We start from the raw sequence: 20,050 nt of genomic DNA on the forward strand, positions 1-20,050 counted from the left end.
CTGGAAGGTATCGGTATGACCATCCGTAGAACCAAAATTGTTGCAACTCTAGGCCCTGCTAGTAATTCGCCGCAAGTCATTGAAGCGCTGATCTTGGCCGGGCTAGATGTAGCGCGTTTGAATTTTTCTCATGGCACTCCAAGTGAGCACATTACTCGCGCTCGCTTGATTCGTGAGATCGCTGCCAAACACGGTAGGCACGTGGCTTTGTTGGGCGATTTGCAGGGCCCTAAAATTCGTATTGCGAAATTCACTAACAAACGGATCGAGTTGAAGGTTGGCGATACCTTTTCGTTCTCCACGAGCCATCCCCTCATGTCAGGCAATGAGCAGGTTGTAGGGATTGATTACCCTGACCTAGTGAAGGACTGTGGTGTCGGTGACGAGCTACTGCTTGATGATGGGCGCGTGGTTATGCGTGTTGAGTCAACTACGCCCGAAGCCTTACATTGCATCGTCACTGTGGGCGGGCCTCTGTCAGATCACAAGGGGATCAACCGCAAGGGGGGCGGGCTCACTGCTCCTGCCCTTACCGAAAAAGACAAAGCTGATATCAAACTCGCTGCCCAAATGGATCTCGACTATTTGGCCGTTTCATTCCCTCGGGATGCCAAGGATATGGAGTACGCCCGCAAGCTGCGTGACGAGTCAGGAGGGACAGCCTGGCTGGTGTCGAAAATCGAACGAGCAGAGGCTGTTGCCGATGATCAGACGCTCGATGAGCTGATCGCAGCGAGTGATGCGGTCATGGTCGCTCGGGGAGATCTTGGTGTGGAGATTGGAGATGCGGAGCTAATCGCTATCCAAAAGAAGATCATTCTGCATGCCCGGCGTAACAATAAAGCGGTGATCGTTGCGACCCAGATGATGGAGTCGATGATCTCCAGTCCGATGCCTACCCGCGCTGAAGTGTCAGATGTGGCCAATGCGGTACTCGACAATACTGACGCCGTAATGCTGTCCGCTGAAAGCGCTGCCGGGGCATACCCCATCGAGGCAGTACGTGCCATGGCTCGTATTTGCAGCGGTGCTGAAAAGCATCCAACCAATGTAAAGTCTAGTCATCGATTGCATACGACCTTTGGGCGTTGTGACGAAAGCATTGCGCTGGCCGCACTCTACACAGCGAACCACTTTCCTGGTGTTAAGGCAATCATCTCGCTCACAGAGAGTGGCTTCACACCCTTGATTATGTCTCGGCTTCGTTCTCATGTGCCGATCTATGCGCTTTCGCCTCATCGCGCTACCCAGGCTCGCTCCTCGCTGTTCCGTGGTGTTTATCCAATAGCGTTTGATCCTGCCTCACTGCCCTCTGAGACAGTAAGCGAGGCCGCCATCGGCGAATTGCTGAAGCGTGATTTGGTACAGCCTGGAGACTGGATCATTCTCACTAAGGGTGACAGTTACAATGTGGTGGGTGGTACGAACGGCATGAAAATCCTCCAAGTCTAACTCTCAGTTAATTTAAATAATTCTAGAGGCGGATGCATCAGCTTTGATGCTTATAAGGATCTGCCTCTAATCCTTGTCGGATATATACGGCGGTGCCACGCAATCGGTACTCACCTAGGTGTAGCTCCGGGGTATGGTCGCTATTGTCAGGGAGTTTCCAAATGGTTGTTCAACAGAAAATTTTTGAGTCTGGTTTGGATCAAGATTTGAAGCCTAATGACTGGCCACGCGATTTTGATATTCGAGCTGAGTTTGCCGAACAACAAGAGTTGCTGGACGCTAATTATCAATATGCTGGATGTGCATCGCAATGGGAGGAAAGTAGTGATGAGTGAGTTCACTCGCATCAAGAAAGTCTTCGCTCGCGAGATCTTGGACTCTCGAGGCAACCCTACCGTAGAGGCTGTGGTTACTTTAGGTTGTGGAGTAACAGGTGAGGCAAGCGTACCGTCAGGCGCTTCCACCGGCTCCCGTGAAGCCCTTGAATTGCGTGATGGCTCATGGCGTTACAAGGGAAAAGGCGTAATGCGTGCCGTCGAAAATGTGAATGTCGCGATTCACGAGCGCATTCTAGGCCTGGACGCACTGGATCAGCGCATCATTGATCAAGCGATGATCTCTCTTGATGGTACGGACTCGAAATCTATTCTTGGTGCTAACGCAATTCTCGCTGTTTCTTTGGCCGCGGCTAAAGCTGCCGCAGCATCCCAAGGTATTCCATTGTACGAACACCTTGCGAAACTATTCAGTGCGAACCCCACTTACTCTATGCCTGTGCCGATGATGAATATCCTCAACGGTGGTGAGCATGCGGATAATAATATCGACATCCAAGAGTTCATGATTCAGCCAATTTCAGCTCCGAATTTTAGGGAGGGTTTGAGAATTGGTGCTGAAATATTTCATACCTTGAAGGCCGTGCTTTCAGAGCGTGGTTTGAGTACCTCTGTTGGTGATGAGGGGGGCTTCGCACCCTCCTTGGCCTCGAATGAAGAGGCGCTCGTTGTTATTGCCGAGGCTGTTAATCGCGCAGGCTACGAGTTAGGGCGAGACGTAACGTTAGCATTAGATTGCGCGGCTTCCGAGTTTTACAAGGATGGTAAATACACGTTGGCAGGTGAGGGGAGGTCTCTGACTTCCGAGCAGTTTGTTGACTATTTAGCTGATCTCTGTAGCAAATATCCGATTGCTTCTATCGAAGATGGTCTGGATGAGAGTGATTGGGATGGATGGGCATACTTAACCGCTCAGCTGGGCCAGAAGGTTCAACTGGTGGGGGATGATCTTTTCGTCACTAATCCAAAAATTCTGCGCAGGGGTATTGAGCAAGGAGTTGCCAATTCCATTTTGATTAAACTTAATCAAATCGGAACTCTAAGTGAGACGTTTGATGCCATACGTATGGCGCAAGAGGCTGGTTATGCTGCTGTGATTTCCCATCGATCCGGGGAAACGGAGGATACAACGATTGCCGATTTGGCCGTAGCGACTAACGCCGGGCAGATCAAAACCGGCTCGCTGTGTCGTTCAGATCGTGTTGGGAAGTACAACCGCTTGCTTCGTATTGAAGAGGCTCTTGAAGGCCAGGCGTCCTAAGGTGCTGGGACGATCCTCGTAGATGCCGACTGACCATTGCGCGCACGGTTTAGCTCTAAGTAGATGTATGAGTCGTGCGCGCCAGGAATATCATTCAGAGGTTCTCATATGACAACCTGCACTCTAATTGTTTTGGATGGAATTGGACTGAGGTCTCAGCAGGAAGCCAATGCAGTAGCTGCTGCCAACACTCCGACCCTGGACTACCTTTTCGAAAATTACCCTTACAGTGAGATTGCGACGTCCGGTATGGCTGTAGGGCTTCCTGATGGTCAAATGGGAAATTCCGAGGTCGGTCATATGAACCTCGGAGCGGGCCGGATCGTTTATCAAAATTTTTCGCGGATCAACAAAAGTATCGAAGATGGCTCATTCTATGAGAACGATGCTTTTCTAGAGGTTTTGAAACGTACAAGGCAACGAGGTGGTTCAATTCATCTGCTTGGCTTATTGTCACCTGGCGGTGTTCATAGTCACTTGGAACATTTTGTTGCAGCAGCCAGTTTGGTTGCGGCGAATGGTATCGAACAGTGCTATGTTCATGCGTTCCTTGATGGGCGAGATACCCCACCCAAAAGCGCTTCAGAATCTATTTCTGCCCTTGAGCTTGAATTGGTCAACAATGGCGGAGGTAGGATCGCGTCGTTAGTAGGGCGTTACTATGCGATGGATCGCGATAACCGCTGGAGTCGGGTAGAGGCGGCCTACAGGTTAATTGTTCAAGGGCAAAGCAAGTTTCACTATGAAACTGCGCTGGAGGCTCTTCAAGAAGCCTATGCACGTGGCGAAAGCGATGAGTTTGTCCAGGCAACATCGATTGGCAGCCCTGTTATAATTAGTGGAAACGATGCAGTCATACTATTAAATTTTAGGCCTGACCGATCTCGTCAAATGTGTAAAGCGCTCACTGACTATAATTTTTCTGAGTTCAAGAGACCTTTTGTCATAGGCAAAGAGCAGATGCTCACTATGACGCGCTACGCAGAAGAGTTTGATGTATTGTGTGCTTTTCCGCCAGAGCCTATTAGGAATAGTCTGGGTGAGTACATGGCCCGGCTGGGAAGGTCTCAACTTAGAATTGCCGAAACAGAAAAGTATGCCCACGTTACGTTTTTCTTTAATGGGGGGCAGGAAGAGCCATTCTCATTGGAAAAAAGGATTCTTGTTAAATCTCCGCTGGTGGAGTCCTACGATCTTCAGCCCGAGATGAGTGCCTTTGAATTGACGGATAATTTAGTCGCAGAAATCTTAAGCGCCAATCATGACTTGATTGTATGTAATTATGCAAATGGGGACATGGTTGGTCATAGTGGTGTTTTTGAAGCTGCTGTAAAAGCTGTGGAGGCCGTCGATCAATGCCTGCGGCGTGTTGTAGACGCAGTGCTTGTGTCGGGTGGCAATTGCCTGATAACTGCAGATCACGGCAACGTTGAGCAGATGTGGGATCCGGAGTCTGGACAAGTTCATACTGCCCATACTCTTAATGCCGTACCTCTTATCTACATTTCCGGTGGGAAGAAATTCGGCCTAAGTAATGGGCGGCTGTGTGATATCGCTCCAACCATTCTAGATATCCTAGATCTTCCGCAGCCCAAAGAGATGACCGGTGTTTCGTTATTGAAGTCCAGGTTCAATAATATTTAGGTTGTCTGTGTTCGAGTTGTTAAGGCTTGGTGTATAAAGCTCCCAAGCCTATAGCTCAAGTCACCACTTAGGACTAACAGCCGGTAGCGAGTTCGGTCAGAGGTAGCAGGCTCGGAGACACATTAGCTAGGGTGAGGCGTGGCGTTCGTCAATCACGGAGCTGTTGGCGAATGCTTCAGCTATAAACTCCATGAATACCAGCGCTCTTTTAGGCATTAGCCGATCCGCAATGTAAACAAACTGGATAGGTACGGGAGGCGGATAAAACTCCTGAAGTATCAGTTTAAGATTTCCATTGCTCAAGCCCGCCTCGTATAGCCATTCGGGCCCTTGTGCTATCCCCACACCCGCATTGACCAACTCTCGGGTAGCTTCTGGAGAGTTTACTCTGAGCTTTCCGGTGACAGGTATGTCCACATTACGAAAACGCCATGTGGCCCCGGTGCTTAACAATGTATATATTATACAGTCATGATTTTCGAGATCTTCTGGCGTCGAAGGGGTGCCACGCTTGGCCAAATAATCTGAACTAGCGATGCATACGCGCTTGAATGAACCTAATTGTTTAGTTCTAAGTGTCTTGTCATCGAAGTGACCGATCCGCAGTGCTAGGTCAGCACCCTCATCTACAAGGTTTACGAAGCGATCATTAATCTGCAGGTCTAGGGTCATTTCCGGATAAAGGCTTAGAAATCTGGGTATTTCAGGAACGATAAAGGTATGTGCCAGAGCAGTAGGGCAGGCCACCCTCAGCAACCCAGAAGGCGTAACGTCGTTCTTCAGTGCTGATTCCGATTCAGCTACTGCATCGAGAATTCGGCGTGCATCCGCGTAGTACCGCTCTCCTTCAGACGTGAGTGACAGCTTCCTGGTAGACCTGTGAAGCAATCGAGTTTTCAGATGATCTTCCAAGGCGGCTACATAGCGGCTTACGTTCGGTTGGCCAAGGCCTAAATCTCGACCTGCCGACGAGAAGCTACCCGTTTCCACAGTGCGTACAAAGCATGTCATCAGTAGCAGACGATCCACGTTCCATTCTCCGATTTATGCTTGGAGGGCATGAATGCTATTCAATTTCGCCATCTTATCAATTATTCGGCATAGGTACATAGTACACCTAACCGGGGCATGAAGGCCCCGCACACCAGGAGAATTTCCAATGGCAAGATTGCAAGGCAAACGCGCACTGATCACCGGTGGCACCAGCGGAATTGGTCTCGAAGCCGCTAAACATTTTCTGAATGAGGGGGCCAGAGTTGTCGTTACAGGCGTGAACCCAGATTCAATCGCTAAAGCTAAGAATCAGCTAGGGAGCGAGGTACTTGTGCTCCAGGCGGACTCCGCTGACGTGGAAGCCCAGAAAAAACTCGCTCTCGACATCCGTGATCATTTTGGACAGCTTGATATCGCTTTCCTCAATGCTGGTGTTTCTGTATGGATGCCTATGGAAGCGTGGACTGAAGAGATGTTTGATCGGTCTTTTGACATCAATGTCAAAGGGCCTTACTTCCTGATCCAGGCACTCCTGCCGGTGTTCGCAAATCCGGCTTCCGTAGTATTGAATACTTCTGTGAGTGTTCATGTGGGTGATGCCAACTCTTCGGTTTACGCGGCGACCAAAGCAGCGCTGCTGAATATGTCGAAAACACTTTCAACAGAGCTGCTTGATCGCGGTGTTCGTCTGAATGCTGTGAGTCCTGGCCCTGTGGATACACCACTTTATGACAAGCTCGGTATTCCAGTTGAGTACAGGGAGCAGGTAAACGCTGAAATCGTTTCTTCCATTCCCGCAGGTCGTTTCGGCACGCCAGAAGAGATCGCCAAAGCGGTAGTGTACCTAGCATCTGATGAGTCCAAATGGACGATTGGGTCTGAAATCATCGTGGACGGCGGACGTCGACTGTAAAAGTCCCTTACTTATCACTTCAGCGCGTGGGCGGGGCAGTGTAGGGCTTAGTAGGCCTAGATGTACTCGCTGTCTCGCCCTCCTTTCAATATAGGCCTAAGAAATGCCCAATAACCTCAAGCTCGTGAGCCATGGATTGTGTCCGTTTGTCCAGCGTGTCGCCATTGCGTTGCTCGAGAAAAATATTGCCTTCGAGCGTGAAACCATCGATTTGGCTAACAAGCCAGAATGGTTCCTCGCAATCTCGCCGTCCGGCAAGGTACCGCTATTGATCGTAGGTGAGGAGGAGGAAAGTCAAACTGTTTTATTTGAAAGCTTTCCGATATGTGAATTTATTGAAGACGAGTATCGCCAGGTACCATTACACCCGACTGTGCCTTTGAAGCGAGCTAAACATCGAGCATGGATGGAGTTTTCCACAGCCGCAATGGGGGATGCTTGGGGAATGATCAACTCTCCCGATAAAGAGGGTTTCGTTCATAAGGCATTCGAACTTCGTGGAAAACTAATGAAGCTTGATTCTGCCTTGGTCGCTGGGCCGTACTTTGAAGGGGCTGAATTCAGTATGGTCGATGTTGTTATGGCACCGATTTTCAGGTTTTTTGAAGTGCTTAACTCCCCAGCCCAGAATGTCGTGCTGGATGGGCTCCCTCGAGTTGAAGCCTGGAAGCAATCGCTAATGACTCGACCAAGCGTGCGTCAGGCTGTATCAGCGGACTATTCCGAAAATTTAAGAAAATTCTTGATTGATAAAAGTACTTACGTGGTCAGTGATTGCCCCGTTTAAGTCATTTTCTTGAAAGGCGTTGCCTTGTCAGGTCAATTTTGCAAATGGTGCGCCGAGAGCATTTTCGAGTTCTTCTATGGAAAACAACTCTTTCCGATTTGCCTGCAACGGATGTGGGGTCTGCTGTAAAGGACGGCTGATTCCACTTACGCTGTATGAAACGAGGCAGTGGCTAAACAGAGGGCATGAGGTAGCAATTCTGCTTGAGGCATTTGACGAGCTTCATTGGAGTTCAAGTCCGGAGGAGTTTGCTCATGCCAAAGGCCGAGCCGTGGAGGTCACCAGTGGTCATGCCTCAATCTATGTCATTGCAGTATTCGCGGGCAATGCCCTAAATGGCTGTCAGAACCTGGGTGATAACAACCTTTGCGGCATCTATGACGAGCGTCCGTTGGTATGTCGAATCTATCCTGCGGAAATAAATCCGTTCATCCCACTGAATCCTGCGAGCAAAATCTGTCCGCCTGAGGTATGGGATGAAGGTGAAGTATTATTTACTGACCGTATCATTGACCCCGTTCTGGCGAAACAGATTGAGTGCTCTCGAAAAGCAGATAGAGACGATGCTCGGGCTAAAATCGCTGTCTGTGAAATCTTAGGGCTAAATGTTGCTGCGTGGAAAGGCAATGCATTTACTGTGTACCTGCTTGATCGAGAACAGCTACTCGATGCTTTTGTTTTTTACGACGCACTCATGAGAGCTAGCCAAATTCGAACGGATTGGAAAGTCCGGGTCGACATTCCAGTTCTGCGGCAGAGACTTAAACAGGCTGGTGTGGCATTGGATGGCCAAGAGGGAGGTGACTATATATTTCATCCGCTTTAGTGCTTTGGGGCGTCAACGTCATTGTAATATCAGAATGATTTCCATGTTCTAGAACTAGGGGCTAATGATTTTGGATTCGTTGGCCATTCGAATGCTAATTTGAGGGAACTCAGAACAAGTTGCCCATCAGCCGGAAATGGACGGCTTGGGGATGCCGAGAAGCCCGATTTTCAGCCGCTGATTATTGGAAAACCAAGGCGCAAACTTAATTTTTTGCCCTCACGGACGCACCTCTCCCGCAGCAGGCAATAATTGCCGGCGCACCATCCACAGATTAGACAGCGCAAATAGCGTGGTCAGTTGCGCCATGTTCTTGGCCAAGCCACGAAAGCGAGTCTTCACATAGCCGAGCTGGCGTTTGATCACCCGGGACGGGTGCTCCACTTTCGCACCCTTTGTCTCGCAGGTACGCGTTGATGGTTTCCAGAATACCCGCCGCCAACGGGTGCTTCTGGGATAGCACACCTGACTCTGCTAAATGGGCTGTTGCTGCCAAGCCTGCGGCGTCATCCCAACGGATCTCATAAACGTCCGACAGAAGTGCGGCTGGTCGTAGAAGCCGCATTCCAGAGCGATCTCGGCGAGCATCATCGTCGACGCCTGCAGCAAGTCCTTACTCTTCCTGAGCCGCTGCTCCCGCAACCACTGCTGCGCAGAGATCTGTGTGGATTCCTTGAACATTCGCGAAAAATGGCTGCGCGACAGCCCGCATGCTGCAGCAAGCGCGGTGACCGATATGCCGGTATCCAGATGATCCAACATCATCTGCTTAGCCGTTGTGACCTGCCAGGGTTTGAGCCGCCCAGTCGACTGAATCGCGACGGTGGCTATAACGATGCCTTTAGTACTGTGCATGGGATCAATTCATCCTGAAAATCTGTAGATGGCTTGATCCGGGCAGCACGATTCGCTGAAGCCTCGTCTGACGCTTCAGAACACTCCGTAACGATTGGTAGCCCGGATCAGCTCGAGCTAGCCCCGCTTGTTGATCAGGAACCAACTTTGGGGCTGATCAGGCATCAGACCGATGCGGGCACGGGGGCCAGGGTTGGGCCGTGTTGAACGCGCTCTGGCGCTTTGTGCACCATGGTGTAGGCATAGTCGACGCCCATGCCGTAGGCACCCGAATGCTCTTTGACCAGTTCCATGACCGCATCGTAGGTGTTGCGGTTTTTCCAGTCGCGCTGCCACTCCAGTAGCACCTGCTGCCAGGTAACTGGTACCACGCCCGCCTGGATCATGCGCTGCATGGCGTAGTCGTGAGCCTCCTTGGTCGTGCCCCCGGAAGCGTCGGCAACCATATAGATCTCATAGCCTGCATCGTGCATGGCGGACAGCGCGAAGGTGGTGTTGCAGACCTCAGTCCACAGGCCCGAAACGATGATCTTGTTTCGACCATTCTTCTTCAGCGCGTCACGTACCTTTTGGTCGTCCCAGGAGTTCATGGACGTGCGCTCGAGCAGCGGAGCGTCAGGGAAGACCGCGAGCAGCTCGGGGTAGGTATGCCCGGAGAAGCTCTCGGTTTCGACTGTGGTGAAGATGGTGGGAACATTAAAGATCTTGGCTGCTTTGGCCAGGCCCACGGTGTTGTTCTTCAGCGTCTGCCGGTCAATGCTCTGCACGCCAAAAGCCATTTGCGGTTGCTGATCGATGAAGATCAGTTGGCTGTTGAGCGGGGTCAGGACTTCAGTGTGTGGCTTGCTCATTGTTCTTCCCTTTTGCTGAACGGTGGCGAGAGTTTTTCGGCGGGATGTCGCCGAGTGCCAGCACAAGATAGCGAAACACTCAGCGAAATAGTGGCGCACATTTGCGCTCTTGTGGGCGCATTAATGCACCATGGATGACGTTCAATCCGGTGCTAGGATCTCGGCCAGTCGGATCACGTCGATCCATTTTTCGCCAAGGAGAATCCAATGGCTGCTTCACGACCTTTTAACGACGACACCGCCTACTGGGGCGTTTCATGGGAAGAGGGCTACGGCTATCCGCAAGCGCGGCGAGTTGGGAACGAGATCTTCATCTCGGGACAGTTCAACCATGACGAAGAGGGCAACCTGGTAGCGCCGGCGCCACTGGATGCTGACGGTCGTCCGAGCGATTTCTCGTCAATGGGCGAACAGATGCGGGTTTCTTACGACAACATTGCCAAGCTGTTGGCCTTGTATGGCGCTACGATGCAGGATGTCGTTGAGGAGACGCTGTATGTGTTGGACATGGACGCAGCCTTTGCCGTAGTCGGCAAGGTGCGCAAGGCGGCCTATGGCACCGAGCGACCGCAGGCGGCCAGTAATATCATCGGTGTATCGCGGCTTGCACAGCGCCCCCAGCTGATCGAGATCGTGTGTCGTGCTGTGATCGGCGCCCAAGCCAAATAAACGGCGCCTCCGATTTCAACTAGGAAGCAGGGATGGCCTGCTGACCTTCGACCAGAGGTTTAAGGTCCGCCACGGCAGCCGCGCAGAACGTCATGAATGCTTTTACCCGCCAGGACTTTCTGATGTCCTGGTGGGTGAGCAGCCATAACTCATCCTGAAGCTCCTGCACCACTGGGCCGGCTCGAACCAAACCTGGGGTGATGTCGCCCAGCATGCAGGGGAGGAAACCAAAACCGAGGCCCGCCGCAATAGCGGCACTTGCTGCCGCCACGGAATCAGTGCGGTAAGCAATATGCTCCGAGGGCACTCGACATTCGACGTAGCTCGTTGCCTTCAAACCGCACAGGCCTCCCGAGTAGGATACCCATGCCTGACCCTCAGCGAAGGGATCGGTAATCGCCGCCTGCTTGACGCTGCCATATGCCGCCCACGCGATGTTGGCGAGCTTGCGGCCCACGAGGGTGTCCGTTGGTTTTTTGGTCGCGCGTACCGCAATATCCGACTCGTCCCTTGCCAAACTCAACGTCTGGTTGCCGACCAACACCTCGATGGAAATCCCCTCATTGAGGGCTTTGAAGTCCGCGATGATCGGCGTGAGAAAGTACAACAGCAGCGAGTCGCTGGTGGTGATTCGCAGCTTTCCCAGGGGGCCTTGGCCGGCGCGGGACACCCTGCGGGTGACACTGACGATGTCCAGCTCAACGCGCTCGGCCAGTGCACGCAGCTCGACGCCTTCGGCAGTCAGCAGATACCCCGCCTTGCGATGATCGAAAAGCGCGACCCCAAGCGTCTTCTCAACTTGCGCGACCCGGCGCGAGACGGTGGACACATTGATGCCGAGCTTCTTGGCCGTGGCAGAGCGGTTGCTACAGTCACTTAGCGTTTTAATGATCCGCAAGTCGTCCCAGGAAAGTTGGCTGACAGCTTCGCCGACATCCCACTTCGGGCCGTTGGCATTCGCAGGGATGGACTGGGCACTTCCAGGTGACGGCTTCACGACAATCATTCCAGGTGGGGAGGGCTGATGATACGAGAAGGAGCTTGGCCAACCAAGGTGGGGTTAGAAGGCGTGCCTGGTTAATGGGCAGAAGAATGCCGGCTGCTAGGCGGGCAAGCACTATCACGCGGGGATAGCTCGAGTCACTCGATCCAACGATTTATGAAGCCTCACCCGACTGCTTGTCTGCCGGAGCTCCATGAAGAGACCTCAGTTTCGGTGTCGACCCGCACTCAAACTGAACGGCGAGATCAGCGTGAGGGTCGGAACGATAACTGTCACGAAAAAGGATGTTAACGATGAAAGCGATGACTCGACTGTTCACAGGCTTCGCCATGGTCGCCGCAATGGCAAGCACTGCAGCATGGGCGGATCAGCCTGGAGCAGATTGGAAAGTAACCAAGGATCAGGCCGAAGCTACCTTAAAAGGCGCCGGCTACACGCAGATCACCAAGATCGAGGCCGATGATGGTCATTGGGAGGGCGAAGGTATGAAAGCTGACGGCAAGCAGTACGAGTTTCAGGTCGATCCGCACGACGGCAAGATCATCAAGGACGAGCTGGATAACTAATCAGGGCGGTTGTTGCTCTCTGATCGGCCCGCGATTTGTGCGCGGGCTTTTTTTCGCCTATCAACTGGGAAAACTGTACTGTTTCGTTAGCCGGTCATTCCGTCATTCTTGAATGGTGGCTTCGAAGATATTGGGGAAGCCAGGGTTATCCCTCTCCCTGGCTATTTGCTCAGCGATTGTCTTCCGTCATTCCGCTGTCTTCGTCCTGAATCGCTTGCGACTCATCGTCCATACTTTCCTCCCGGTCAGATTTAATGCCGGTGGAATGGCCTCCTTGGCCACCCCGTTGGGTTGCACCACCGGCACGCTGAGGATCGTCTTCCTGAAGGTTACTGCCGCTGCCATGCCCCGTTTGCTGATTCTCAGGTCTCCCGCCGGACATTTGACCACCTTTCTGGCCGGCTTCAGACGCCCGTTGTGGATCATTGGCAAAATTGCCAGGGTTGTTTTGAGCGGTGCCGCCTTGCTGACCAGCCTTGTCTTGATCGTTAGCCATGATCTCGCACCTCGTGTGTTCACACAGAGAGTCTGTGTTTTCTTCGGATGCCGGGAGAGTGCGGGATGCTTCCTTTACTTTCGTGCGAGCTGACCGGGGGCGCGAAAGATGGTAAAGCGCAACGTATCGTGTGATAAAGATCGTTGCAATGGTATAGGTAGGTGTGGCTATCTGAGCGCGGCTAGATAACTTCCAAGAGTGCCAGACGCTGCCGGATGTCGGCGATGAGCCGTCTGCCTTCTGCCTGCATCAGATCGCCATAATTGGCAATTGCGCCACACCTTCGGCACGTGAGGATGGCCTTTTTGTTCAACTTTATTGGTGTCACAAGGTCTTGCCCATCGCATTTCCCTATTGGCTGGAACGGCTGTTCGCTTTCTCAGATGTCGACGTGGCGGGACGATGCAGATGAGCACCTGTTGGATCGGTGATCTGAATAACGTTGCCGTGTTGCCAACCATCCGCCTTGGGATCAGCCGCAGGGATTTGAATGTCAGCCCGCTGAGCTTTGGTTTTTGCCGCATCCACCCCCAGACGGCGATTGCGCTGCTCGACCATCGCCGGGTCAGCCTGGCCATCCATTGTGAACCCCATCATCAACTGCGGAACGCCCACAGGAAGAGCTTTATCCTGGTCGGTGTGCCACGTGTGCCATGTCTTCCCGTAGGTATGGGCAAGCCGCTCCATCAGCGCATGTTCAGCAGTCGCGGGGATGCCTGGTGCAACCAACTGACCGGACGAGACTTCATAGCCGTGGCTGTGCCACATCGCCTTCTCGTTGGCCGGCAGACCAGCAAACAGCTTTTCGTCGATGATGTACTCGACACCCATGATCTTCGCTTCCTTGGTATTACCGTCGAAGATGACGCACTGGATGACATCCTCATTCAGGATGGAGCAGTAGTGATGCGCTTCCATCTGCACATCAGGATGTCCGTTGTAAAAGTGGAAGCCATCCAGGTAGGCGTTGATGGCCTCAATGGGCGGCTTCGCCTGCAAGGTCGCGGCGCCGGCTTCCAGCAACTGAGTCTTTGCGGATTCGGGCCTGCCAGGCGTCTCCACAGGCGACTTCGTCTCAGGAACAGAGCAAGCCCAAAGAAGACTACAGGCCAGGGGAAGGGCTACGAATTTGATGAGTTGTGGCATGAGAGTGGCTCTAGCTAGTGTCCTCAAGGGACAGCCTGGGCCTGTTGAACGGACAACTCAGAAGACAAACGGCCGAATTCTAGGCAAAAGAAAGCCCGCTGCTAGGCGGGCTAATGGGAGCTTCTATCACACGGGGGATAGGACGAGTGTTGCCTAGGTGTCGTGAAAATGGGGTGAAAGAAAAGTCCCTACAATGTCATCGCAGAGTTCTCCAACGCAGGGCCAGCCTATGCGCGTTATCTGCGACAGAGATATGCGACGGTTCACGTCATTGAATCTTGTGGTCAAATGGCAAGCGCAGCGCGCCGGCCCAATGGGACAAAGGCGTGAGGAAAGCCCTGATTATTCAGGGCTTTTTGCGATTCTTAACCGATGCACGTTCCCCTCCTGCCGCAAGGTCAGGGCTTGGTTTACCGTGGCTTCCCCGACTTTCACTTCCACGGCAATAGCGATTCGTAATCCTCAATCTTCGCGGCATGCGGCAAGTCCTCCAGTACGTGGCGAAGCCATGCATAGGGTTCTTGGCCGTTGGCTTTGGTGGTTCAAGCAAGCTCTACAATTGTGCGCTGACTGCAGCGACGTTCGTGGCAACTGGCCTGCGGGCCTCATCGCTCACACCTTCAACTCTCGCTCGACGGCGAACGAGTGTTCGCCACACGCAAGGCGTCACGGGGCAGGGCGGCTGAATAAGGACGTTCCCCGTCGAGTATTTACATTCAATTCGTATGATAATAAGGTTTTAATCATACGAGCTGTATGTATTTTACCTTGAGCGTGACTGCACAAGGGCCTTTCGATAAGGAGAGTCGAGCGTGTTCAGTACCTACCGCGAGTTGTTCCAGGCCAGAGGCGCCAAGGGCTTCGCCTTGGCCGGCCTGCTGGCCCGGCTGCCGTTGCCGATGACCGGTATCGGGATCATCACCATGTTGTCTCAGATCACCGGCAGTTATGGCCTGGCCGGTGCGGTGGCGGCCACCTTCGTGCTGACCTATGCACTGATGTCGCCGCAGATCTCGCGCCTGGTCGACCGCCATGGCCAGGGCCGCTTATTGCCGGCCGCCGCCGGGCTCAGTGTGCTGGGCATCCTTCTGCTGTTGGCTTGCAGCTATTGGCGGCTGGCGGACTGGACCCTATTCGTCGGGGCCGCGCTCGCCGGCTTCATGCCCAGCATGTCGGCGATGGTGCGCGCGCGCTGGACCGCGATTTACCGCGGCAAGGCGCAACTGAAGACAGCCTACTCGCTGGAAACCGTTCTTGACGAAGTCACCTTCATTGCTGGCCCGCCGATTTCGGTAGGGCTGAGCGTGGCGGTACTTCCGCAGGCCGGTACATTGGCTGCTGCCGTGTTCCTGGCCGTCGGCGTGTTCGCCTTGGCGGTGCAGGTCGGCACCGAGCCGCCAGTAGAGGCCGATGCCGCCACCGGGCAAGACAGCATGTCGGTGTTCAGGCTGGCCGACGTACGCCTGCTGACCTTGCTGATGGTCGCTATGGGCTTGATCGTCGGTACGGTCGACATCGTCAGCGTGGCATTCGCCGAGCAGATGGACATGCCGGCTGCGGCCAGCGTGGTGCTGTCCTGTTATGCCATCGGCTCCTGTGTCGCGGGGCTGGTGTTCGGTGTCCTGAAACTCGATACCCCGCTACACAAGCTGCTACTGCTGGGTGGGTTGGCGACGGCGGCGACAACCTTGCCGCTGCTGGTGGTGGGAGACATCATCGGGCTGGCCATTGCCGTGCTGGTTGCGGGCCTGTTCTTCGCCCCGACCATGATCGTGGCGATGTCGCTGGTAGAGCGCATCGTTCCCGAAAGCAAGCTGACTGAAGGGATGACCTGGTTGCTCGCCGGTCTCAACGTTGGAGTTGCCGGCGGTGCCGCAGCGTCTGGGCAGGTGGTCGATATGTGGGGTGCCCAGGCCGGATTCAACGTGGCCTTGGCCGCCGGGGCCGCAGTGTTGTTGGTCGCGCTTTGGGGCTACCAGCGCATGCGCGCCCGAGCCCGACAGGCGTCGTATTCGCTTTGATCGGCTTCAGGGCTGGCCGCCAGGCTTGGTGGCTCGGTCACCGCGCGACGATACGACAGGCTTGTCAGTGCGCCTCGCGCCCAAGACAATGCGTGCAAGCGGTATGAATACTCGTATACGCCTACCCCATGCCGCCAGAACACAAGGAATAGCTGGATGGTTCGCCGCACCCGCGCCGCAATGCAAGAAACCCGAGCCCTGTTACTGGCCACCGCCCGCCAGATGTTCAGCGAGCAGGGGTTTGCGCACGCCTCGATGGATGATCTGACCGCTCGGGCGGGATTGACGCGGGGGGCGTTGTACCACCACTTTGGCGACAAGAAGGGGTTGCTGGCAGCCGTCGTTGAGCAGCTCGACGCTGAAATGGACGAGCGCCTGCGTGCTATTACCGAGACCGCCGATAACGCTTTGGACGGCTTCCGCCAACGCTGCCACGCCTACCTGGAGATGGCGCTGGAGCCCGAGATCCAGCGCATCGTGCTGCGCGACGCCAGAGCGGTGTTGGGGGGCGGCTCGCCTGAGGCCCAGCGGTATTGCATAGAGTCGCTGCGCCAGTTGATCGACAACCTGGTACTACAGGGCGTTTTCGTCAACGCGCACGCTCAAGCGCTGGCTGCGTTGATCTACGGCAGCTTGGCTGAAGCGGCTGTGTGGATCGCGGAGGCCCAAGACGGCAATGCTCGCTTGGCGCAGGCCGTCAAGGCGTTCGACCTGCTGTTGCTCGGGGTGCTAAAGCGGCCAACAGACTCTACGGAGGCGTGAATGCGCGCGACAGTTCCGCCCTGTTGGGAGCCCCGTACCCCTCAGGGCAGTTCCGCTACCTGACTACCCGTTAACGTCTGGCAGGGCAGGCTTGGTGCTGCTCAAGGTTTTTCGGTAGCGCTCGGTTGGCGAGCGGCGGGTTCTGTGGAAGAAGACGCGGCAGCATGAAGCTTGTCGGTAATCTGCTTGGCCAAGGCATGGTAAAGCGAGACTGGAGACACCCATCCAGAGATCGCCGCCGCCATCAGTGTCGCGGCCAACATGGGAATGGCCAGGTCCGGGCTGTGTGTCAGTTCAAGCACGATGACCGAGGCGGTCAGTGGCGAGCGTGTCACACCGGCCAGGTATGCGCCCATGCCGAGAAGTGCGCCTGCCTGAGGGTCAACATCGGGCAGCAAGCTCAACAGCGGCGCAAAGGCGGCGCCGATGCTCAGTGACGGCGAAAAGAGCCCGCCTGGAATCCCGGAGAGATAGGACGCGACGTTGGCCAGAAACTTCCACAGGAGAAAGCTTGTGTCTGTGATCGGCTGCCCCTCCAGCAACGCACGTGTTTCTTCATACCCGGTGCCGAATACATGATTCCCAGAGACGAGCCCCAAGGTGGCCAGCAGCAACCCACAGGTGGCAGCAAAGCGCACTGGATAGCGTCCGCGTAACGTACAGACCTGGCCGAGTATGCCCTTGTCGGTGGGCAGCACAAGCTTGGCGTAAAAACCACCCAGCAGCCCGCCCAGCACTGCACAGGCAGGAACGACGCTCCAGCCCCAGCCCACCGGCATCCGACCGCTGATCTCTCCAAAGTAGGCGTAATGCCCCATCAGCCCCAGCGTCACGACCCCGCCGATCAGCACCGCAGTGAGCACCAAGCCACTGAAACGTTGCTCGAACGTGCGGCTCAATTCCTCAATGGCAAAGACTACCCCCGCTAACGGTGTGTTGAAGGCTGCCGCAATACCCGCAGCGCCTCCGGCTAGCACCAGGCCAGCGATGGTGCGCCGGCCGTGCAGGCCTAAGCGTCGGCCAAAGGAATAGAGCACTGCGGCGCCGATGTGGACGGTCGGGCCTTCCCGGCCAACCGAACCGCCGACCAGCAGGGCGCCCAGCGTCAGGCTCATGCGTGCTGCAGCCACAGGGAGCGAGAGTAATCGGGCGCGCAGCCGGCGAGAGGGCATTTCCAGGGCGGCGATGACTTGGGGAATGCCGCTACCCTTGGCATTTTCAAACCATCGTTGCGTCAGATAAGCCAGGGCCGCGAAACCCAGCGGAGTGATGAGAAGAGGTGACCAGGGTGCCCATTCCAGCAAGCGCTTGAACGAAGCGAATGCCGCGTCGGCTAGCCAGGCGAATGCCAGCGCAACGAGCCCCACCAGCAATGCCCCGATCCAGAACGCCAGTCGCTGACGCCATTCTCGCCAGCGTGAACGGCGGGGGAGTGAAGGAGCAGGTCGGGTAGGGTCGGACATTGCCCACACATGGCTGACTTGGAATACCGAGAGTATGGCGTGTTTTCCCGCACAGGCCTACCCGACACAGGTTGTAGCCGCGCCGGGAGTGGCGATCCGCTTGCCCAACTGCAAGGGATCGCCAGTCCGGATGTAGCTAGGTGGGCGAACCTGCTTTGGTAGCAGACGCTGCGCTACGTAGGCTCCACACCCCCCAGGTCAAACCCAGCACGGCCGCGATCAACGATGCAGATAGCACGCCGAGTTTCGCTGCCCCAAGTGAGCCAGGGTCGACGAACGCGAGGTTGGCGATGAAGATCGACATGGTGAAACCGATGCCGGCCAGCAGCCCGACCAGGACAATGCTACGCCAGTTGACCTCGGCGGGAAGCACGCACCAGCCCAGGCGGACCATCAGCCAGCTGACGCTGACGATGCCCAACGGCTTTCCTGCTACCAGGGCGACAGCGACGGCGATCATGACCCACTGGGGGCCTTCAACGGACAGGTCGACACCCGAAAGGCTGACCCCGGCGTTGGCCAAGGCAAACACCGGCATGATGCCGAAGGCTACCCAGGGGTGCAGGGTACCTTGCATGCGCACCACCGGCGGCAGCAGTTCGCGCTGGGCCAGGCGCAGTCGTTTCAACGGGTCCATGAGGTCGCTGGCATCTTGCTCAGGCGCCTTGGCGCGCCCCAGCAATTCGCCGGTGAAGCGGGTAATGGCATCCAGTGGGCGCTCACGCATCGGCATTGCGGTGACAGGTGTCATCAGGCCCAGCACGACGCCTGCGAGGGTCGGGTGGGCGCCGGTCAACAAGATGCCCAGCCAGACGATCGCACCGGGAAGGACGTAGGCGTAGGCTGAACCCACACCGATCTTTTGAAGCCCGATCACCATTAGCAGGCCGATCAGTGCAACGCCGAAACCGGTGTAATCAAGGCCGCCTGAGTAGAAGAACGCGATGATCAGGACTGCGATGATGTCATCGATGATTGCCAGGGCGAGGAGGAACACACGTACGTTGGACGGGATCGACTTGCCGAGCAGTGCCAATACGCCCACCGCAAAGGCGATATCCGTCGCCGTTGGCACGGCCCAGCCTTGCTGGTCTGCCGACGCGTGACCAAAACTCAGGTAGAGGAGTGCGGGTACCGCTACGCCGCCGACAGCGGCTGCCATGGGGAGTGTGGCTTGGCGCAGGCTGGACAGTGCACCCTCGTGGATTTCGCGGCGGATCTCCATGCCCACGACCAGGAAAAAGATGGTCATCAAGCCATCATTGATCCAGAAATGCAGAGACTGCGAATAGACATGCGAGCCCACGCCGAATGTCAACGGCGTATGCCAAAGGGCTTCATAACTGTCGGCAGCCGGGGAATTGGCCCAGATCAGGGCAGCGACTGCGGCAATCAACAGAACGATGCCGCTGACCGCTTCAATGTGCAAAAAGCGTTCAAGGTTGGCGAAGGCGCGCTCAGCCAGTTTCTGGGCGCGAGGTAATTCTACTTTATGCATAGGCACAGGTGCTCCCGCATGGCGGCCCGACCTGCGCTGTTCTTTAACCTGCCCCACTGCACCGTGCAGCTGGCACCCGTGCGGTAGTCTACCGAATAACCACTCTCAGATGAACAACAAGCGCCAAACCATTCACTCCCATGGGGCGTCGGTCTGGGATTTTTCCCTGCGGACGTTACGGTTTATGGTGATTACCGAGCACACGGGGCTTGGCGAACGGCAATTTATCCAACTGATCACCGCCACCTGCACATTGTGAAGACAGTGCGCTCGCCTTGTTTGCTTTCCTGGAGCATTTTCCGTTCTTCAGCATCATTGTCGTTGGGCGCGGTACTTAGGGTGGTCGTGTTCTGTCTCAAGGTGCTGTGCACGCTGCGACTTTGGGGTTCGGTAATGCCTTCGCCCAGCGTTCGACACCGTGCTGCCACGCGAGGGTAAAATCGAGCAGTGGCAGGCTGGCCCAGGCTACACCGCCTAGCCCACCGCAAAGGCGGGGCATGCGGGGAGTC

Annotated in this window: 19 protein-coding genes and 4 pseudogenes; 12 read left to right on the top strand and 11 right to left on the bottom strand. The window is 55.2% G+C overall.

Annotated elements, in window-relative coordinates:
* The first annotated feature begins 15 nt into the window (after window positions 1-15).
* From pyk to gpmI, 4 genes are all read left to right on the top strand, one after another.
* Window positions 16-1,452: a pyruvate kinase gene (gene pyk / locus I8746_RS11800; protein ID WP_017148220.1), complete on the top strand. Its 1,437-nt coding sequence runs from the start codon at window positions 16-18 to the stop codon at window positions 1,450-1,452.
* Between the two features lie 161 nt (window positions 1,453-1,613).
* Window positions 1,614-1,787 (top strand): hypothetical protein, encoded by a 174-nt coding sequence (locus I8746_RS11805; protein ID WP_014755978.1) that lies wholly within the window; start codon window positions 1,614-1,616, stop codon window positions 1,785-1,787.
* Complete coding sequence (gene eno / locus I8746_RS11810; protein ID WP_221100707.1) at window positions 1,780-3,048, top strand: phosphopyruvate hydratase; 1,269 nt, start codon at window positions 1,780-1,782, stop codon at window positions 3,046-3,048. The genes I8746_RS11805 and eno overlap by 8 nt, the downstream gene beginning before the upstream one ends.
* 108 nt (window positions 3,049-3,156) lie before the next feature.
* Window positions 3,157-4,692, top strand: a complete 1,536-nt coding sequence (gene gpmI / locus I8746_RS11815; RefSeq protein ID WP_221100708.1) for a 2,3-bisphosphoglycerate-independent phosphoglycerate mutase — start codon at window positions 3,157-3,159, stop codon at window positions 4,690-4,692.
* Window positions 4,693-4,818: 126 nt separating this feature from the next.
* Here the strand turns inward: gpmI and I8746_RS11820 are convergent, their stop codons facing one another.
* Window positions 4,819-5,721, bottom strand: coding sequence for a LysR family transcriptional regulator (locus I8746_RS11820; RefSeq protein ID WP_221100709.1), 903 nt, complete (start codon window positions 5,719-5,721; stop codon window positions 4,819-4,821).
* 130 nt (window positions 5,722-5,851) lie between these two features.
* Here I8746_RS11820 and I8746_RS11825 point away from each other — a divergent pair, with 130 nt between their 5' ends.
* From I8746_RS11825 to I8746_RS11835, 3 genes are all read left to right on the top strand, one after another.
* A complete protein-coding gene (locus tag I8746_RS11825) occupies window positions 5,852-6,598 on the top strand; it encodes an SDR family oxidoreductase (protein WP_012051842.1) in 747 nt (248 codons plus the stop codon).
* Between the two features lie 103 nt (window positions 6,599-6,701).
* On the top strand, window positions 6,702-7,385 hold the full coding sequence (locus tag I8746_RS11830; RefSeq protein ID WP_012051843.1) for a glutathione S-transferase family protein: 684 nt from the start codon (window positions 6,702-6,704) through the stop codon (window positions 7,383-7,385).
* 76 nt (window positions 7,386-7,461) lie between these two features.
* Window positions 7,462-8,211: a YkgJ family cysteine cluster protein gene (locus I8746_RS11835; RefSeq protein WP_221100710.1), complete on the top strand. Its 750-nt coding sequence runs from the start codon at window positions 7,462-7,464 to the stop codon at window positions 8,209-8,211.
* 219 nt (window positions 8,212-8,430) lie between these two features.
* Here I8746_RS11835 and I8746_RS11840 read toward each other — a convergent pair.
* From I8746_RS11840 to I8746_RS11850, 3 genes and pseudogenes are all read right to left on the bottom strand, one after another.
* Window positions 8,431-8,601: pseudogene (locus I8746_RS11840) on the bottom strand (IS5/IS1182 family transposase); the annotation flags it as partial.
* Between the two features lie 84 nt (window positions 8,602-8,685).
* Window positions 8,686-9,066, bottom strand: a complete 381-nt coding sequence (locus I8746_RS11845) for a helix-turn-helix domain-containing protein (RefSeq protein WP_012051845.1) — start codon at window positions 9,064-9,066, stop codon at window positions 8,686-8,688.
* 164 nt (window positions 9,067-9,230) lie between these two features.
* Window positions 9,231-9,917 carry a hydrolase gene (locus I8746_RS11850; RefSeq protein WP_012051846.1) on the bottom strand — a complete coding sequence of 229 codons (687 nt, stop codon included), beginning with the start codon at window positions 9,915-9,917 and terminating at the stop codon, window positions 9,231-9,233.
* Between the two features lie 207 nt (window positions 9,918-10,124).
* Between I8746_RS11850 and I8746_RS11855 the strand changes: the two genes are divergently transcribed.
* Entirely contained in the window at window positions 10,125-10,586 is a 462-nt protein-coding gene (locus I8746_RS11855; RefSeq protein ID WP_003256717.1) for a RidA family protein, read from the top strand.
* A gap of 19 nt (window positions 10,587-10,605) precedes the next feature.
* On the opposite strand, the gene I8746_RS11860 is transcribed toward I8746_RS11855, so the two are convergent.
* Window positions 10,606-11,592 carry a LysR family transcriptional regulator gene (locus tag I8746_RS11860; RefSeq protein WP_012051848.1) on the bottom strand — a complete coding sequence of 329 codons (987 nt, stop codon included), beginning with the start codon at window positions 11,590-11,592 and terminating at the stop codon, window positions 10,606-10,608.
* 290 nt (window positions 11,593-11,882) lie between these two features.
* Between I8746_RS11860 and I8746_RS11865 the strand changes: the two genes are divergently transcribed.
* A complete protein-coding gene (locus tag I8746_RS11865) occupies window positions 11,883-12,155 on the top strand; it encodes a PepSY domain-containing protein (protein WP_012051849.1) in 273 nt (90 codons plus the stop codon).
* Window positions 12,156-12,324: 169 nt separating this feature from the next.
* Here the strand turns inward: I8746_RS11865 and I8746_RS11870 are convergent, their stop codons facing one another.
* From I8746_RS11870 to I8746_RS11880, 3 genes and pseudogenes are all read right to left on the bottom strand, one after another.
* On the bottom strand, window positions 12,325-12,651 hold the full coding sequence (locus I8746_RS11870; RefSeq protein WP_012051850.1) for a general stress protein: 327 nt from the start codon (window positions 12,649-12,651) through the stop codon (window positions 12,325-12,327).
* 351 nt (window positions 12,652-13,002) lie between these two features.
* Window positions 13,003-13,797, bottom strand: a complete 795-nt coding sequence (locus I8746_RS11875) for an OBAP family protein (RefSeq protein ID WP_012051851.1) — start codon at window positions 13,795-13,797, stop codon at window positions 13,003-13,005.
* Window positions 13,798-14,228: 431 nt separating this feature from the next.
* Window positions 14,229-14,339 (bottom strand): annotated as a pseudogene (locus I8746_RS11880) (transposase domain-containing protein); the annotation flags it as partial.
* Window positions 14,340-14,609: 270 nt separating this feature from the next.
* Here I8746_RS11880 and I8746_RS11885 point away from each other — a divergent pair.
* Both I8746_RS11885 and I8746_RS11890 read left to right on the top strand, forming a co-directional pair.
* Window positions 14,610-15,818 carry an MFS transporter gene (locus I8746_RS11885; RefSeq protein ID WP_012051852.1) on the top strand — a complete coding sequence of 403 codons (1,209 nt, stop codon included), beginning with the start codon at window positions 14,610-14,612 and terminating at the stop codon, window positions 15,816-15,818.
* Between the two features lie 156 nt (window positions 15,819-15,974).
* Window positions 15,975-16,580, top strand: a complete 606-nt coding sequence (locus I8746_RS11890; RefSeq protein ID WP_012051853.1) for a TetR/AcrR family transcriptional regulator — start codon at window positions 15,975-15,977, stop codon at window positions 16,578-16,580.
* Between the two features lie 101 nt (window positions 16,581-16,681).
* On the opposite strand, the gene I8746_RS11895 is transcribed toward I8746_RS11890, so the two are convergent.
* Together I8746_RS11895 and nhaA are read right to left on the bottom strand one after the other, a co-directional pair.
* Complete coding sequence (locus I8746_RS11895) at window positions 16,682-18,043, bottom strand: chloride channel protein (RefSeq protein WP_012051854.1); 1,362 nt, start codon at window positions 18,041-18,043, stop codon at window positions 16,682-16,684.
* 136 nt (window positions 18,044-18,179) lie between these two features.
* On the bottom strand, window positions 18,180-19,541 hold the full coding sequence (nhaA, locus tag I8746_RS11900) for a Na+/H+ antiporter NhaA (RefSeq protein ID WP_003251136.1): 1,362 nt from the start codon (window positions 19,539-19,541) through the stop codon (window positions 18,180-18,182).
* A gap of 257 nt (window positions 19,542-19,798) precedes the next feature.
* Here nhaA and I8746_RS27555 point away from each other — a divergent pair.
* Window positions 19,799-19,892 (top strand): annotated as a pseudogene (locus I8746_RS27555) (hypothetical protein); the annotation flags it as partial.
* Between the two features lie 55 nt (window positions 19,893-19,947).
* Here I8746_RS27555 and I8746_RS27180 read toward each other — a convergent pair.
* Window positions 19,948-20,040, bottom strand: a pseudogene (locus tag I8746_RS27180) (DUF1850 domain-containing protein); the annotation flags it as partial.
* Window positions 20,041-20,050 lie beyond the last annotated feature (10 nt).

Source organism: Pseudomonas sp. USTB-Z (genome assembly GCF_019691255.1).
GTDB classification, from domain to species: Bacteria; Pseudomonadota; Gammaproteobacteria; order Pseudomonadales; family Pseudomonadaceae; genus Aquipseudomonas; species Aquipseudomonas alloputida.

Bases quoted from the DNA above. Each gene is read 5' to 3' on its own strand.
- pyk (WP_017148220.1), top strand. From the start codon at position 16: ATGACCATCCGTAGAACCAAAATTGTTGCAACTCTAGGCCCTGCTAGT.
- I8746_RS11805 (WP_014755978.1), top strand. From the start codon at position 1,614: ATGGTTGTTCAACAGAAAATTTTTGAGTCTGGTTTGGATCAAGATTTG.
- eno (WP_221100707.1), top strand. From the start codon at position 1,780: ATGAGTGAGTTCACTCGCATCAAGAAAGTCTTCGCTCGCGAGATCTTG.
- gpmI (WP_221100708.1), top strand. From the start codon at position 3,157: ATGACAACCTGCACTCTAATTGTTTTGGATGGAATTGGACTGAGGTCT.
- I8746_RS11825 (WP_012051842.1), top strand. From the start codon at position 5,852: ATGGCAAGATTGCAAGGCAAACGCGCACTGATCACCGGTGGCACCAGC.
- I8746_RS11830 (WP_012051843.1), top strand. From the start codon at position 6,702: ATGCCCAATAACCTCAAGCTCGTGAGCCATGGATTGTGTCCGTTTGTC.
- I8746_RS11835 (WP_221100710.1), top strand. From the start codon at position 7,462: ATGGAAAACAACTCTTTCCGATTTGCCTGCAACGGATGTGGGGTCTGC.
- I8746_RS11845 (WP_012051845.1), bottom strand. From the start codon at position 9,066: ATGCACAGTACTAAAGGCATCGTTATAGCCACCGTCGCGATTCAGTCG.
- I8746_RS11850 (WP_012051846.1), bottom strand. From the start codon at position 9,917: ATGAGCAAGCCACACACTGAAGTCCTGACCCCGCTCAACAGCCAACTG.
- I8746_RS11855 (WP_003256717.1), top strand. From the start codon at position 10,125: ATGGCTGCTTCACGACCTTTTAACGACGACACCGCCTACTGGGGCGTT.
- I8746_RS11860 (WP_012051848.1), bottom strand. From the start codon at position 11,592: ATGATTGTCGTGAAGCCGTCACCTGGAAGTGCCCAGTCCATCCCTGCG.
- I8746_RS11865 (WP_012051849.1), top strand. From the start codon at position 11,883: ATGAAAGCGATGACTCGACTGTTCACAGGCTTCGCCATGGTCGCCGCA.
- I8746_RS11870 (WP_012051850.1), bottom strand. From the start codon at position 12,651: ATGGCTAACGATCAAGACAAGGCTGGTCAGCAAGGCGGCACCGCTCAA.
- I8746_RS11875 (WP_012051851.1), bottom strand. From the start codon at position 13,797: ATGCCACAACTCATCAAATTCGTAGCCCTTCCCCTGGCCTGTAGTCTT.
- I8746_RS11890 (WP_012051853.1), top strand. From the start codon at position 15,975: ATGGTTCGCCGCACCCGCGCCGCAATGCAAGAAACCCGAGCCCTGTTA.
- I8746_RS11895 (WP_012051854.1), bottom strand. From the start codon at position 18,043: ATGTCCGACCCTACCCGACCTGCTCCTTCACTCCCCCGCCGTTCACGC.
- nhaA (WP_003251136.1), bottom strand. From the start codon at position 19,541: ATGCATAAAGTAGAATTACCTCGCGCCCAGAAACTGGCTGAGCGCGCC.